Source organism: Pontibacter brevis (assembly GCF_054779655.1).
Genome location: NZ_BAAGXV010000017.1, coordinates 1 through 16580, shown reverse-complemented (window position 1 = coordinate 16580; position 16580 = coordinate 1). Strand labels below are relative to the sequence as shown.

Below are 16580 nucleotides of genomic sequence, written 5' to 3'. Positions count from 1 at the left end.
GGAATTATGGTTTTTCACAGCACGTATTAACTTGCTTTACGTGCTTAAGGTTGTACCTTTTTAGTGAAAAAGCAGGTGCAGCAGGATAAGGTTTTTATTGCATTGACTATTGGTATTAGTGCAGTTACGGGTGATATTTGTAAATATAGAATATTGTCCGTAACCTATTAATCTGAGCACAGTAACTACAATTGACAAAATAGAACTACTACACAGAAGACTACATGGAACATCTTGCTGGAACCAAACGCATCGTAATTGAGAATGTAAAACCAGAAATAAACTGCGGAAGATTCCCCGCCAAAAGGGTAGTGGGAGAAGAAGTAACAGTGACAGCTGACATCTTCGGCGACGGCCACGATGAAGTGAAAGCGCAGCTCATATACCGCAATACAAGAGATACAGATTCAGAGAATTGGACTGCCGTTCCCATGGAGTTTCTGGGAAACGACCGCTGGCAGGTAACTTTCAAGCCCGATAGCATGGGGCGGTATGAGTATACCTTAGAAGGTTGGGTAGATCATTTTTACACCTGGCAGAAGGGCCTAAAGAAAAAGTTTGAGGCGGGCCAGGACATTGCAGTAGAGCTGCAGATTGGGGCAGAGATGATAGAAGCCACTGCTGCGCCTGCCGAGGAGCAGCTCCGGGATAAGCTGCACAGCATTGCGCACCAGCTACGCCACAACCCGAATCACGCTGATGCCGTGGCCCTGGCTACAGGCTCAGAGGTATCAGAACTGATGAGCACCACCGGTGAGCGCCAGAACGTAACCACCTATGATAAACGGCTGCAGTTGTACGTGGAACGGAAGAAAGCACTCTTCAGTGCCTGGTACGAGTTCTTCCCCCGATCAGCGTCTCCTCTGGCCGGGCAGCACGGTACTTTCAAAGACTGTGAGCGGCTGCTGCCACGCATTGCTGAAATGGGTTTTGATACCATTTACCTGCCGCCTATCCACCCTATCGGGCACGCTTTCAGAAAAGGCAAGAACAACAATCCATCCTCACAGCCCGGCGAGCCAGGTTCTCCGTGGGCTATTGGCGCTGCTGAAGGAGGTCATGATGCTATTCTGCCGGAACTGGGTACGCTGGATGATTTCCGGAGCTTTGTACAGCAGGCAAAAGAGCATGGAATAGAGATTGCGCTTGACTTTGCCATCCAGTGCTCCCCGGACCACCCGTATGTGAAAGAGCACCCGCAGTGGTTTAAATGGCGCCCGGACGGTACCGTGCAGTATGCAGAGAACCCTCCTAAGAAATACCAGGACGTGCTGCCTGTAAACTTTGAAACCGAAGACTGGCAGAACCTGTGGCAGGAACTAAGAAGAGTGTTGCAGCACTGGATTGATCAGGGCGTCATGGTTTTCAGGGTAGACAATCCGCATACAAAAGCCTTTGCTTTCTGGGAGTGGGTGATTGAAGACATCCATAAAGATCATCCGGAGGTTATTTTCCTGGCGGAAGCCTTTACCCGTCCCCGCGTAATGGAGCGCCTGGCAAAACTAGGTTTTACGCAGTCGTATACCTATTATACCTGGCGTAACTCAGCCGAGGAGTTGAAGGAGTATATGCGTGAACTGACAAAGACAGAAATGCGCGAGTACTTCAGACCGAACTTCTGGCCGAACACACCGGACATTAACCCGCCAGCGCTGCAGGAAGGTGGCGAAGCAGCTCATATCACACGTCTTGTAATGGCGGCTACCATGTCGTCGAACTACGGTTTGTATGGACCGGTATATGAGTTTAATATCGCCACGCCGGTACCAGGCAAAGAAGAGTACCTGGACTCTGAGAAGTATGAAATAAAGCACTGGGACTGGGGGAAGCTGACCAAAACCCGTGAAGTCATCACGATGATTAACAGGGCCCGGAAAGTGAACACCGCGCTGCAGACTACCTGGAACATTGCCTTCGGTAATAGCGACAACCCTGCTTTCCTGTGTTATGTGAAGTGGAGCAGCGACTTCAGCAATAAAATAGTGGTTGTGGTAAACCTCGACCCTTACAATACCCAGTCCGGATGGGTGCAGGTGCCCTTGGCAGAACTGAAAATGAACCCTGGGCAGTACGTGGTACACGACCTGCTGACGGAGCGCAAATATACCTGGAAAGACGAGTGGAATTATGTGGAGCTGCGTCCGCGCGAAATGCCGGTGCACGTATTCCGTATAGAAGAAACCAGTGCAGGCCACAACTTATAAAAAATAAACGGTTACCTTAAACCGACTTAAAAGAAGAACCCTTTTGACCACAATTATGGCTGACGAAAAAGAACTGTTAGACGACAACATCCATTGGTACAAAGATGCCATCATCTATGAACTGCATATTAAAGCTTTTAAAGATGGCAACGGCGATGGCATCGGTGACTTTAAAGGCTTGATGCAAAAGCTGGATTATCTGGAAGATTTAGGTGTAACGGCTATCTGGCTGCTGCCCTTTTATCCTTCACCTCTCCGCGACGACGGGTATGACATTGCAGATTATTTTAGCATCAATCCGTCCTACGGAAACATGCAGGACTTTAAGCTTTTCGTGAAAGAAGCGCACCGTCGCGGCTTAAAGGTCATCACAGAGCTTGTTATCAACCACACTTCTGATCAGCATCCGTGGTTTCAGCGGGCCCGTAAAGCCAAAAAGGGTTCAAAACACAGGGACTTCTACGTATGGACAGATGATAACACGCAATGGAAAGATGTTCGCATCATTTTCACTGATACAGAGCAAAGTAACTGGACCTGGGACCCGGTAGCAGAGCAGTACTACTGGCACCGCTTTTTCTCGCACCAGCCGGATTTAAATTACGATAACCCGGATGTGCAGAAAGAGGTGTTTAAAGTGCTAGACTACTGGCTCGACCTTGGGGTAGATGGCTTCCGCCTGGATGCAGTTCCTTACCTGTATGAGCGCGAAGGTACGAACGGAGAGAACCTGCCGGAAACGCACGAGTTCCTTAAAAAGCTGCGCGCGCACGTTGATAGTAAGTATGAGGGTAAGCTGCTGCTGGCGGAAGCGAACATGTGGCCGGAAGATTCAGCCGCTTATTTCGGCAACGGTGATGAGTGCCACATGAACTATCACTTCCCTATCATGCCGCGCCTGTTCATGTCGGTGAAGATGGAGGATCGCTACCCGATTATCGATATTTTTAACCAGACACCCGAGATACCTGAAAGTTGCCAGTGGGCCATGTTCCTGCGGAATCACGATGAGCTGACGCTGGAAATGGTAACCGACGAGGAGCGTGACTACATGTACAAGGTCTACACCAAAGACCCGATGGCACGCATCAACTTAGGTATCCGCCACCGCCTGGCCCCACTCCTGGGGAACGACCGCAACAAGATAGAGCTCATGAACGTGCTGCTCTTCTCCATGCGCGGAACCCCTGTGGTGTACTATGGCGATGAAATAGGCATGGGGGATAACTATTACCTAGGCGACCGCGACGGCGTGCGCACGCCGATGCAGTGGAACGAAGACCGCAACGCCGGCTTCTCCACAGCTAACCCGCAGCGCCTGTACCTGCCTGTCATCATCGACCCGGAATATAAGTATGAGTCGATAAACGTAGAGACGCAGAACCATAATGCCAATTCTCTGCTCTGGTGGATGCGCCGGATCATAAACATGCGCAAGCGCTACAAAGCTTTTGGCAGGGGTACCATCAAGTTTCTTTCTCCAAATAACTCTAAAGTGCTGGCTTTTGTGCGGGAGTATGAAAACGAGACCATCCTGGTTATCGCCAATCTGTCCCGCTTCCCTGAAGCGGTGGAACTGGACCTGCACGATTATAAAGGCCGAATACCGGTAGAGGTATTCAGCAAGAACAAATTCCCGAACATAAAAGAGGAAGACTACCTGTTCACGATAAGTGGCCACGGCTACTATTGGATGGAACTGCAGCCGCAGGAAGTTTTACAGGAATCAGACGGGCAGCAGCAGGCGGTGCAGATAGGTTCTCTGAAAGCAGCCTTAGATGCGAAAACACTTAAGACACTGGATGCTACCATACTGCCTCCATATGTATTAAAACGCCGCTGGTTTGGTGGCAAGGCACGTACCGTGCAGCGCATGCAGGTAATCAACAACATGCCGCTTCCGCTAGGCAAGGCAGGTGCCTCCATGCTCTTTATTGAAGTGAGCTACAACGAAGGACTGCCGGAGCTGTACCAGCTGCCTGTGGCCTTTGCCACCGGCGATGAGGAGCAGGAGCTACGCAATAATTACCCGAACGGTGTGATTGCCCGTGTCGCCATAGACGGCAAAGAAGGTATCCTGTACGATGCCCTCTATAGCGACGAATTCCGGCAGAACCTGCTGCAGATGATGGTGAAGAAAAAGAGAGTGCGGCAGGATGAGGCAGAGCTAGTTGGCTACAGCAACAAAAATGTGGCAACTGACCTGCGCAGTTCAACAGAGCCGCTCACGTCTAAAATCCTGGCGGCAGAGCAGAGCAATACGTCCATCATTATAGGCAACTCGCTCTTCCTGAAAGTTTACCGCAAGCTAGACAGAACCATGAACCCGGATGTGGAGGTGGTGCAGATGCTGACTGAGAAGGTGGGCTTTGCGAATACGCCACGCTTCCTGGGGGCAATAGAGCAGCACGAGGAAGGCAAGCAGCCGATGGTGCTGGTGATGCTGCAGGAACTGGTGCCAAACCAGGGCGATGCCTGGGATTACGTAGGGGATTCGTTGAAGCGCCTCTATGAGCGTATCCTGACGCAGAACGAGCGCCTGAAGCCAAAACAATCAGCCGGTTCTCTGGCCCGTCCGCTGGCCTTCTCTGAAATTCCGGAAGAAGTGCAGATGCAGATAGGCGGGGCCCATGTGGAGCGTGTGGAGCTATTGGGCCTGCGTACCGCAGAAATGCATCTGGCTTTGGGTAGCATAGACGATGAGAAGGACTTTGTGCCGGAGGAGTTCTCGCTGCACTACCAGCGCTCCCTGTACTCTTCCCTGACATCGCTTGTCCGCAGCAACTTCGACAGCTTGCAGAAGCACTTGCCGAACCTGCCGGACAACGTCCGGGGAGAGGCCGAAGAGGTGCTAAACATGCGCGAAGAGGTGTTGGAACGCCTGAAAATGATTTTCTCACGCAAAATAGATACGCTGAAAATCAGAACCCACGGCGACTACCACTTAGGGCAGGTACTGTTTACAGGTAAAGACTTCTACATCATCGACTTTGAGGGAGAGCCGGCACGTTCCTTTAGTGAGCGCCGCTTAAAGCGCTCGGCCCTGCGCGATGTGGCTGGTATGATACGCTCGTTCCACTACGCCGCTTACAGTGCCCTGTTCCAGCAGGAGGGACTGCGTCGTGAGGATGTGGATTACCTGGAGGCATGGGCTGAGCAGTGGTATCAATACGCCAGTGGCTTCTTTATGCACAACTACCTGAGTAAGACCATGGGCACAGGCATTGTGCCGGCTAAAGAAGAGGATTTCGAGATACTGATTCACACCTTTCTGTTAGAGAAGGCAATCTATGAACTCGGATATGAATTGAATAATCGTCCGGATTGGGTGCTCATCCCCATCAGAGGCATCAAATACATCATGAAAAAGTATAAGAATGGCTAAGAAAAAAGAAAGCACAACCACCGAGACCACGAATATAACACAAACCACCGGCCAGCAGGAAACTGGCCAGGAACAAAATAAGGCAACCTCTAGAAGAGGCCGTAAGCCAGCAGCTGATGCTGCTGGCGGAGGCCAGGAGGAAGCTCCTGCAACGCGAGGAAGAAAGAAGAAAACAGATGCCCCGGCGGCGGCTGAGATGGGTTCTCCCGTCACTGCTGCTACACCGGGAGAGGATGGAGCAAAGCCTGCAAAGCGTGGCCGACCCAGGAAATCAGAAACAGGAACCACTGCTGCTACAACTACAGGAGCAACCGATGCAACCAGTAAGAAAGGCAAGGCTAAAAAACCTGGTGTCTCGGTAGAGGGTTCAGAGGTAGTCGTGCCGGTTGCCAGCAACGGTACGGTGCAGGAAAACATTGTTGTTAAAACGAAGGGCACCGAAAAAGCTGCCACGGAAACAGAAACATCTGCTACATCAGCAGCTCTTGGGCAGGCTGACGTAGATCAGGGAAGCCAGAATTTTATGGAACAGCCACAACAGGAGCAAAGCAGTACTGACCAGCAGTCAGATGTGGGAGTACAACTTGCCAGCCGTCTTACAGAGTTTGATATTTACCTGTTTAAGGAGGGAAGGCATTTCTCTTTATATGACAAACTCGGCTCGCACCGCATGGAGCACGGTGGCCGCCAGGGTACTTACTTTGCTGTCTGGGCCCCGAATGCCGAGCAGGTATCTGTCATGGGCGATTTCAATGGCTGGAGCCGCGATAGTCACAGACTATACCTGCGCGGAGACGAGTCCGGTATATGGGAAGGCTTTGTGCCGGACGTGTCGGCGGGTGTGATGTACAAATACCACATCAAGTCGCGGTATAACCTGTACCATGTAGAGAAAAGCGATCCGTTTGCCTTCAGCCGTGAGCAGCCACCGCAAACAGCTTCTGTTGTAGCAGACCTGCAGTATGAGTGGCAGGACCAGCAGTGGCTGGACCGCCGCAGAAATATGGCGGACCAGGCGCAGCCTTACAGTGTGTATGAACTGCACCTGGGCTCCTGGCGTCGTAAACCGGAAGAAGATAACCGCCCGCTTACCTACCGGGAGCTGGCAGAGGAACTGCCGGCTTATGTAAAGCACATGGGCTTTACGCATGTGGAGCTCATGCCAATCATGTTCCACCCGTTTGCCGGTTCGTGGGGCTACCAGGTAACAGGTTATTTTGCGCCGGCCAGCACGTTCGGCTCACCGCAGGACCTGATGCACCTGATAGACGTGCTGCACCAGCACAACATTGGGGTAATTCTGGACTGGGTGCCTTCGCACTTCCCATCCGATGAGCACGGGCTTGCTTACTTTGACGGCACGCACCTGTTTGAACACTCTGATCCGCGACAGGGCTACCACCCAGACTGGAACAGCTATATCTTTAACTTTGGCCGCAACGAGGTACGCTCTTTCCTTATCAGTAATGCGCTGTTCTGGTTGGACAAGTACCATGCTGATGGCTTGCGTGTTGACGCCGTAGCCTCTATGCTGTACCTCGACTACAGCCGCAAAGAAGGTGAGTGGATACCGAACGAGCATGGAGGCCGTGAAAACCTGGAGGCGCTTTCGTTCCTGAAAGACTTCAACTATGCCGTTCGTGAGCGTTACCCGGATGTTAAAACCATCGCGGAGGAATCGACTGCATGGCCTGGTGTTACCGGGCAGGTGGAGCATGGCGGCCTCGGCTTCGATATGAAGTGGATGATGGGCTGGATGCACGATACCCTGGACTATTTCTCAAAAGACCCGATTTACCGCAGATACCACCAGGGCGAGATCACGTTCAGTATGATGTACGCCTTCTCTGAAAAGTTCATGATGCCACTTTCTCATGATGAGGTAGTGCATGGTAAAGGATCGCTTCTGCAGAAAATGCCGGGCGACGAATGGCAGCGATTTGCAAACCTGCGCACGCTGTATGCTTACATGTACGCGCACCCTGGAGCCAAGCTGTTGTTTATGGGGGCAGAGATAGCGCAGAGCAGCGAGTGGAACCACGACAGCAGCGTGGATTGGCATTTGCTGGAGTACGGCTATCACAGAGGTATTCAAGAGGAATTACGTGAGCTGAACGCCATTTACCAGCAGGAGCCTGCGCTGTACGCGCATAGCTTTGACCCTGCCGGCTTTGAGTGGGTTGATTATAATGATGCACACAACAGTGTCATGTCCTTCCTGCGCAAGAGCGATAACCCGGATGATACACTGCTGGTGGTATGTAACTTTACACCGGCCATGCATGAGCATTACCGTTTGGGTGTGCCGCATGCAGGTCAGTGGGTGCAGGTGTTTAACTCTGACGATAGTCGCTATGGGGGCAGCAACCAGCATAACGAAGGCCCTATCAGCACATATGATGAGCCGTTCCACGGCCGTGATTATTCACTTACACTGAAGTTGCCGCCACTTTCTGTGGTGTACTTTAAGCTTCAGCGTTAAGAAGCATCAGGACCTGATAAATAGAAAGGGGCAGCGTGATTTCACGCTGCCCCTTTCTATTTAGTCTTAGAAAGATATGTGTACATACTTTACAGTAGCAGTAAGCCGTTCTGGCTGGAGTTTATTTACTGAAAGGAACAGAAATTCTTACCCCTGTGGTGCAGCGGTAAAAATATAACCTCTCACCAAACCATAAAACCAAAAGCCAATACTTCATATTAGTACCGGCCATTTACACAAATTTACATGCTTTTGTGTAGTGGTCATGACTAAGATCAATATTTTCTTTAGTCTGCTTTGGCCACTACTTTCTCGTATGCTTTTCTTGGGCTGCCCTTGAAATACACCTCTCCACAATAGACATAGCCCATTTTTTCAAAGGTTTTCATCATAGCAATATTATCAAAATTAGTATCAGCTTTGATGCTATATATGTTTTGGCTGAGGGCATACGCTTCTATGAACTCAAAAATCTTTTTGGCGAGACCTTTTCCCAAATGCTTTTCGGAAACAGCTATCCGATGCACTACCACAAAATCATCATTCGTTAGCCACTTACCTTCAATCTTTGCATATTCAGGTTCGTCGTTCACCAGCACGGCGCTATAACCCACAATTGTTTCTCCTTCGGTCAAAACAAAGCCTACGCCCTTTTCAATGTCATTCTTTACTACTTCCGGGTTGGGGTAGCCGTCCTGCCATTGATTGCTGCCGTCCGCTTTCCTGCGGGCTATTGCTCCCTGCAGGATTTCCCAGATTTGAGATTGTTCCGTTAAATCAGCTTTTCTGAAACTGTATTCCATTGTAATGTTGTTGAAACTGTATTTTTATGTTTAAAGGAGCTTAGCCTTATACTGGCACATTAGCTGCAGCACTTTTAACCAGTGTTTCCTGGCTCAATTCATCCTGTTGCGGTATGGCTTTCCGAATCATAAAGCAGAGCATGATATTGACAAAAGCCAATGCACAAAAGGAGTAAAGAAACACCGACATGCTAAACTGCTGTATCAGAAAGCCGCCAATAAAAGGGGTTATTGCCTGTGCTATTAAGGGCATACGGGCAAGTTTCCCCATAACAACGGCATAACTTTCCTGCCCGAATATGGCTAAGGGTAAAGTGCCTCGCAAAATAGAACGCATTCCGTTGCCCATTCCAAACAGGATAACACCCAGAAAAGCAACTTTGGGGTCGAGAAAAAACAGGAAGATTCCTGCCAGTGTGGCAACAGCCGAAACAATAGCTGTTTTTACAGGTGCAGGGTTAGACAATACCATATCCAATACCCGGACGCCTGCCTGGCTTGGCCCCAGAAATGCAACAATACTTAACACAGTTGCCATTGCTATTTTTTTATCCAACAGAATATCTATAAGATGAATTATAACTCCTGTCGTAAGAATAGCGCCAATTGTAAAATAGAGGAGCATTAAATAAAAGATTTTGGATTGAAACACATCCTTCGAAACTGCTCCTTTCTGGCTTGGGTGTGGCTCTTTCGTAGCTTTACTTGCTGCCGAGGGGAAAGCAAAGCGGTGAATTGGTAGAATCGTTATGAGCAGTATAGCCGCATAAATAAAACAGGCAGTACGCCATCCATAGTTACTGAGTAAAAGCGATACAAGCGACCATGAGATGGTAGGTGCCAGACTGGCAATCAAGGTAACCTGGACTATTACCTTACTTGTGCTCTTGCCATATTTCTTTCCCAGCGAAGCAAACAGCGCGTCGTACAAGCCCATTCCCATGGCAACTCCAATAATCGCCCAACCCGACAAAAACATAAGGAAATGTTCTGACAAGCCAAGGATTACCAGGCCCAGGGCCATGACCACGCCCGCATATGGCAAAACAAGGTTTCGCTCGTTTGCCTGGATTATGTTCCCGATCTGAGGCAACAGCAGTCCCGAAATGAGTAGCGATAACGACAAGGAACCATACACCATCTGATAAGACCAGCCTGTGTCTTTCATGATCGGCTCAGCCAATACCGACAGAATAAAATAGGAGCCACCCCACAACAAGATTTGCCCAATACCCAGCGCCACATTTTTGTAAACAGACGGCTTTGGGATTTCTAAAGATATATCCACAGTTTTCATTTCTCCCGAAGCAAAGTTCAGAAGAATCTACAGATTCGTAAAACGTTATTTTTCGATATGAGCAATCATAAGGTTGTTTTACACCATAAATTCAGATAACGCAGGTCTTTACTGAAAGGAAAAGAAGCACTGAGCATTTCCAAAGCAGGTGAATTGCCTGCCAAATATGCGACACAAAATCTGAGAATGCTTAAAAGAAAAGTAATCCTTTTAGAACCACATAAATTAAGCACTGGAAGAACCAGGAAAGGAGGAATTGCTTAAATTGAGAATAAATTCTTTCGCAGACGAACATGGATGAAATAAAATAAGAAGACATCAAACAAGAAGTGTTTGACTTGTATGATGACTATGCGCACAACCGGGTCAACAGGCGCGAGTTTATACAGAAGTTATCGGCTTATGCAGTGGGAGGATTAACTGTAGCCTCGCTGATGAGTTTCCTTATGCCGGATTACAAGGGTTCCATACAGGTTAAGCCGGATGATCCGCGCATAAAGTCCGACTACGTTCAGTATCAGTCCCCAAAAGGTGGCGGAACGATCAAAGCCCTTTTATCCATGCCTGCGGATGCGAAACAGAAACTTGGAGGTATTGTAGTGGTGCATGAAAACCGTGGTTTGAACCCGCATATTGAAGATGTGGCAAGGAGAGCCGCCCTGGCAGGTTTTGTTTCACTTGCGCCCGATGCTTTAACGCCTTTAGGCGGCTATCCGGGCACCGACGATGAAGGCTGTGCGCTGCAAAGCAAGAGGGACCGGAACGAGATGTTGGAGGATTTTATTTCTGCCTACGAGTACCTGAAAAGTCACGAGGCCTGCAATGGTAAAGTCGGGGTAGTAGGCTTTTGCTTTGGTGGATGGATTGCCAATATGATGGCAGTACGCATTCCGGATCTGGCGGCAGCCGTTCCATTTTATGGTGGCCAGCCGGCTACCGGGGATGTGCCTAAGATACAGGCTCCACTACTTTTACATTATGCCGAACTGGATACCCGTGTAAATGAGGGCTGGCCTGCCTATGAAGCGGCTTTGAAAGAGCATAAAATAGACTGCACGGCTTATATGTACGCGAATGTAAATCATGGTTTCCATAACGATACAACTCCACGTTACGATAAAGCAGCAGCCGAGCTTGCCTGGAAACGCACCATTGACTTTTTCAACGAGAAACTGAAATAAAGAAGCAAGTTCAACCAAACCCATGGCACTTTACCAGTGTCACTTTCCTTTGCGCAAGGGGAAGAGCTTGCGGGAACTCTTGTGCTCATCTTTTGTGCTGCTTGCTGCCACGTTTGTCTCTGAAACAGAGCGTACATCTTCGATAGAATAGAAAGCCTGCGGATTGTAGTTGCGGATAATGTCAATGACGCTGTCCAGCCTTTTGCGTTTCACAATCATGAAAAGAAGGTTCACTTTGCCCCGTGTGCCACGCGCATCCACACTCGTGAGCCGATAGCCGTGCCCTTTGAGTTGCTCTATGAGTTGATCTGCAGGCTCTACCGTAATCACCCGCACCACCGCTTGCCCGAGAGCCAGCTTCTGCTCTATACGCAGACCTAAAAAGTTACCGGTAGCAAAGCCCCCTGCCCAAGCAAGGTAAGAGGCCACGTTGCTAAGGTTCTCCATCACCTGTGTAATGGCAATCAACCAGATCAGCACTTCCATGAACCCCAGCAGGGGAGCAATCACTTTATCGCCCTTCGAAACAAAGACAATCCGCAGGGTGCCCAGGGTCACATCGCATATACGCGCCAAAAAAATCAAAGCAGGTATGATGACCCACTCTACGATTCCGGGATCTATTCCTTCAAAATAATTCATTCCTTTGTCTGAGGGCGGAGGCAACACCCCATTTTCTATTTAGCATTTTAAGAAACCTCAGCGATTGTCGGCACTTTATCCCCGACAAACTCACTACGTGTTTTCGGCAAGGCGCCAGGATAATTCTGCTGAATAAACAGAACCAGTTTTTCACGTACAAGGCAGCGCAAATCCCAGGCTATGCCGGAACTAGTGGCGCTCATCAGGGCACGCAGTTCCAGTGTGCGTTCCTTTGAGTCTGTTACCTGCAGCCCCGCCACGCGTTTATCCCACAGATCGGTGCCTGCCAGTATTCTGTTCAACTCTTTCCGAACCTCCTCTACCGGTACCGTATAGTCTGTGTAGAGGTAAACGGTGGCAAGAATGTCGGAGCCGGTGCGGGTCCAGTTCTGGAAAGGCTTTTCTATAAAATAGTTGAGCGGCAGAATCAGCCGCCGGTTGTCCCAGAGGCGAAGCACCACATAGGTCATGGTAATTTCCTCTACCCGGCCAAACTCCCCCTCCAGCACCAGCACATCGTCCAGGCGGATAGGTTGAGTAAAAGCTAACTGCATGCCTGCCAGCAGGTTCGCGATAGACCGCTGCGCGGCCAAACCGACAACAATACCGGCCACACCCGCAGACGTGAGTAAACCAGTTCCTAACCGCCGGACAGCGTCAAAGCTCAGCAAAATAAATGAAGCTGCCATAAAAATGATGATAGTGACAGCTAGCTTTTTCACAAACGTAAGCTGTGTAAACAGTTTGCGCTCCCTGATATTGTCTGATTTGTCTATCGCATACTGGTGCCGCACCATATCGCCAGCCACATCTGTCAGTTTTACCAACACCCAGGAGAATACAATAATGTCCAGTATCTCTATGATGCGCCGCATGGTGTCAAGCTGGCTTTCGGCAAAGGGCAGCATTTGTATGGACATGGATACGAAGAGCAGCGGTATGAAAAATCCCAATGGCTGGCTTAAGCGCTCCGTTAGGGAACGGACCAGGTACGGGTTCTCTTGGCGGTTGTAAATCCGCAGCAGCTTGAAAATGATAAATTTCACTACTATGCCAAGCAGGATGGCCGCCGCTATGATGACTAATCCTATTGCAAAATCAGGAAGGCGGTATATATAGTCTGTGATCTTTTTCATAAAGTTTAATTATACATTCTGCACAATTCATTATACCCGCTCATGCCGCGTATTTCTACTTTACGGGCCTGCTCCCCATTTCATGCCTGCTCCTTTCAAGACAGAACTTTGTGTGAGCGGAAGAAAGTGCCTTACATGTAGTTGGATTCCTGTCATTGTGCTGTAGGGAGAGAATTCGGGCAAGGTTTTCAAAGAACCGAACAGCCTGGGCCGGGGCCAGCGGAGGTACGTATTGTTGAGTAGAATTACTACAGATTAGACTTTCAGGTTGTATTTTGTTAAATTAGGTCTAAAATACTTTGTTGGTGAAATGATTATAGCTATTTTTATATATTAGCTAAACGTAAATGATTTATTATGCGTATGGATAACTAGGTAATTGTATCCAACCTAAACTAAATTAATGCAAAAAGATAGGCTAAAGAGATTGTGGAGATACACCCAGCGTGCAATCTTAAAAACGGCCTGCATAAACATACCTGACAAATGGCAAAACTGATCATCGTATCGAACAGGCTTCCCGTAAAACTGCAAGAGAAAGAGGGTGAGTTAGTATACAAAACGAGTGAAGGCGGACTGGCTACAGGCCTTGGATCCATTTATAAACAAGGCGATAACCTTTGGATTGGATGGCCGGGTATGGTTATTGAGGAGCCTGAGAAGCAACAGCGCGTGGCCGATGATATCCGAAAGGAGAGCATGAGCCCCGTGTTTCTGACAGAGACAGAGATAAAAGAATTCTATGAAGGCTTCAGCAACGAAACGCTTTGGCCTACTTTCCATTATTTCAGTCAGTATGCTATCTATGAGCAGCAGCTTTGGGAAACCTATGTACAGGTGAACCAGAAGTTTTGTGAAGCGGTAGTGGCACAGGCCGGTCCGGAAGATACGATTTGGGTACACGACTACCAGCTTTTGCTATTGCCGTCTATGCTGCGTGAAAGACTTCCGAACAGTACCATCGGCTTCTTTCAGCATATTCCGTTCCCTTCTTACGAGGTGTTCCGCTTATTGCCATGGCGAAAAGAACTGCTGGAAGGTATGCTGGGCTCTGACCTGGTAGGTTTCCACACCTACGATGACATGCGCCACTTCCTCAGCTCCGTTAACCGCCTGGTAGGGTATGGCAGCATGCACGGCTGGATCAATACCAATTCCCGTTCTCTGCTGGTAGACTCTTTCCCGATGGGAATAGATTATGAAAAGTACAGCAGCACCGCTGCAACCGAAGAGGTGCAGAAGCGGGAGCAGATTTACCGGGGCAACCTGAATGCCGAGAAGGTAATTCTTTCTATCGACAGGCTGGATTACTCCAAAGGTATAGCGCAGCGCCTGAAGGCATTTGAGCTGTTCCTGGAGAAGCATCCGGAGTTTCATGCAAAGGTGACCCTGCTTATGCTCGTGGTGCCAAGCCGTGATGCCGTAGAGAAGTACAAAGAATTGAAAGAAGAAGTAGATGAGTTAGTGGGCCGCATTAACGGTAAGTACAGCCGCATCAGCTGGAACCCGATTCAGTACTTCTACCGCTCTTACCCGCTCGAGACACTGTCGGCTTTTTACCGTATGGCCGATGTGGCATTAGTAACCCCCATGCGCGATGGTATGAACCTGGTTTGTAAGGAGTACATCGCGAGTAAGTCTGACCAGAAAGGGGTGCTGATATTGAGCGAGATGGCAGGAGCCTCCAAAGAACTTTCCGATGCCCTGCTCATCAACCCGAATGACATTAACCAGATGGTAGAGGCGATTGCTACGGCACTCACCATGCCGGAGGAGCAGCAGATTGCCCATATGCGCAACATGCAGGAGTCGTTGCAACGTTATAATATCCACCATTGGGTGAGCATGTTCATGGACCGCTTGTCTTATGTAAAAATCAAACAGCTGTCGCTGGCAACTTCTTACCTCGACGATGCCACCATACAGGAGATGCACGATGCCTATGATTCAGCCAGTTCACGCCTGTTCTTCCTGGAGTATGACGGTGGTTTGGTAGATTACCGCAACCGTCCGCTGATGGCGAGGCCGGATGATGAGCTGATAGCCCTCCTGGAGCGCCTTAGCAGCAACCCGAAGAACCGCGTCGTGGTAGTCAGCAGCCGTGAAAAAGCAACCATGCAGGACTGGCTGGGCCACCTGAACATTGATATTATTGCGGAGCACGGCGTCTGGATAAAGCAAAGAGGAACGGGTTGGCAAACCATGCTCAGCCTACTGGATGACTGGAAGAAGGATATCCGCATGATCCTGGACCTGTACGTAGACCGTACGCCAGCCTCCTTTATAGAAGAGAAAGAGTACTCCCTTGTGTGGCACTACCGCCGTGTTGAAACCGGACTTGGCGAACTGCGCGCCCGGGAGCTCGTAAACCACCTGAACTTTATTGCCTCCAACAGTAACCTGCAGGTACTGGATGGCCAGATGGCTGTGGAAATAAAAGCGCAGGAAATCAACAAAGGAAAAGCATCCAGTTACTGGCTGAGCAAGTTCCCGCACAAGTTCGTATTAGCCGTTGGCGATGACTGGGGTGATGAGGATATCTTCAAAGCGATGCCTCGCGAAGCCTATACGGTGAAAGTAGGTAATTCTTATTCTGTGGCGAAATATCACGTGGACACCTGTGATGAAGCCCGACAAATTCTGGACAGACTGGTGCAGACAAGAAGGCAGGAACAGTCTCCTGGTGCCCTGATGACTGGTTGATTAATCAATCAGGGGAAAAGATAAAAGAAAGCCCGTTGTTACAGTACTGTAACAACGGGCTTTCTTTTATAATTGGCTTCTGTGCAGTACCTGATGTGATACTGCATTGTCTAAAGCCCCTTCTATTTTGCCTAAGCTGCCATAGCGAGGCTTATCCAGCGGCTCATTAATAACCTTTTCCATCTTTCCTTCCTGTGTTCTCAAGGCCGGGTGGCCTCGTCTTGGGGGTAGGGGCTCTCTTTAGCATCGCGCTGAGCATTTGAAGTTGCCCTCGCTCCGCTATGGGCTGCCTCACTACGTTCAGCACCACATCAAATACAAGGCGCTCAACCCAAAGACTGGAAACACATTCACTTCGTGCTAGCAAATTCCTAAAAAAAGTACAGTCTTGACTATGGAAAAAGTCCTCGCCAAATGAATTAGCAGGCTCCCCTCCTTGGATTAGCCAAAACGAGAGTTTTGAGCTAACGAGCGTAGCTCTGAGGGGTAGGGGTGGTTTGACCCGGTATAGCAAAAAATGCGGGAGGGACTATGGAAACTATTTTAGGTGATTTGGTATAAGCTATCGTGTAGCAGCTTAGTAGCTCGTAACTAATGGCTTGAGCTTGATCAAGGTATTCAAGTCCCAGCGGGACGACCTGTTACTAGGTCGTGTTGACAATTAATGAATGATTTTGTTTTACTGTTGTTTAAGTTTCAAAAAGCTTATGCGACGTTACGAAATCAGCGACTATGACTGGCAACGCC

Annotated in this window: 9 protein-coding genes; 5 read left to right on the top strand and 4 right to left on the bottom strand. The window is 49.2% G+C overall.

The genetic code is table 11. The features are described from left to right. Nucleotides 1-224 precede the first annotated feature (224 nt). The 3 genes from ACYVB1_RS04775 to glgB are packed head-to-tail and all read left to right on the top strand — an operon-like array spanning nt 225 to nt 8071. Nucleotides 225-2204, top strand: coding sequence for an alpha-1,4-glucan--maltose-1-phosphate maltosyltransferase (locus ACYVB1_RS04775; protein WP_460921129.1), 1980 nt, complete (start codon nt 225-227; stop codon nt 2202-2204). Nucleotides 2205-2259: 55 nt separating this feature from the next. Then, nucleotides 2260-5589 carry a maltose alpha-D-glucosyltransferase gene (treS, locus tag ACYVB1_RS04770; protein WP_460921127.1) on the top strand — a complete coding sequence of 1110 codons (3330 nt, stop codon included), beginning with the start codon at nt 2260-2262 and terminating at the stop codon, nt 5587-5589. Continuing rightward, a complete protein-coding gene (glgB, locus tag ACYVB1_RS04765) occupies nt 5582-8071 on the top strand; it encodes a 1,4-alpha-glucan branching protein GlgB (protein ID WP_460921125.1) in 2490 nt (829 codons plus the stop codon). Before treS ends, glgB begins: the two co-directional genes overlap by 8 nt. Before the next feature lie 287 nt (nt 8072-8358). On the opposite strand, the gene ACYVB1_RS04760 is transcribed toward glgB, so the two are convergent. Then, the gene (locus ACYVB1_RS04760; protein ID WP_460921123.1) at nt 8359-8874 is read right to left on the bottom strand and encodes a GNAT family N-acetyltransferase; all 516 of its coding nucleotides are present in this window, start codon (nt 8872-8874) and stop codon (nt 8359-8361) included. Nucleotides 8875-8920: 46 nt separating this feature from the next. Further along, nucleotides 8921-10162, bottom strand: coding sequence for an MFS transporter (locus ACYVB1_RS04755; RefSeq protein WP_460921121.1), 1242 nt, complete (start codon nt 10160-10162; stop codon nt 8921-8923). A 326-nt stretch (nt 10163-10488) separates the two neighbouring features. Between ACYVB1_RS04755 and ACYVB1_RS04750 the strand changes: the two genes are divergently transcribed. Continuing rightward, on the top strand, nt 10489-11352 hold the full coding sequence (locus ACYVB1_RS04750) for a dienelactone hydrolase family protein (protein WP_460921178.1): 864 nt from the start codon (nt 10489-10491) through the stop codon (nt 11350-11352). 39 nt (nt 11353-11391) lie between these two features. On the opposite strand, the gene ACYVB1_RS04745 is transcribed toward ACYVB1_RS04750, so the two are convergent. Both ACYVB1_RS04745 and ACYVB1_RS04740 read right to left on the bottom strand, forming a co-directional pair. Further along, the gene (locus tag ACYVB1_RS04745) at nt 11392-11994 is read right to left on the bottom strand and encodes a DUF2179 domain-containing protein (protein WP_460921119.1); all 603 of its coding nucleotides are present in this window, start codon (nt 11992-11994) and stop codon (nt 11392-11394) included. A gap of 47 nt (nt 11995-12041) precedes the next feature. Continuing rightward, the gene (locus tag ACYVB1_RS04740) at nt 12042-13130 is read right to left on the bottom strand and encodes a mechanosensitive ion channel family protein (RefSeq protein WP_460921117.1); all 1089 of its coding nucleotides are present in this window, start codon (nt 13128-13130) and stop codon (nt 12042-12044) included. A gap of 486 nt (nt 13131-13616) precedes the next feature. Here ACYVB1_RS04740 and ACYVB1_RS04735 point away from each other — a divergent pair, with 486 nt between their 5' ends. Next, entirely contained in the window at nt 13617-15833 is a 2217-nt protein-coding gene (locus ACYVB1_RS04735) for a bifunctional alpha,alpha-trehalose-phosphate synthase (UDP-forming)/trehalose-phosphatase (RefSeq protein WP_460921115.1), read from the top strand. The last annotated feature ends 747 nt before the right edge of the window (nt 15834-16580 follow it).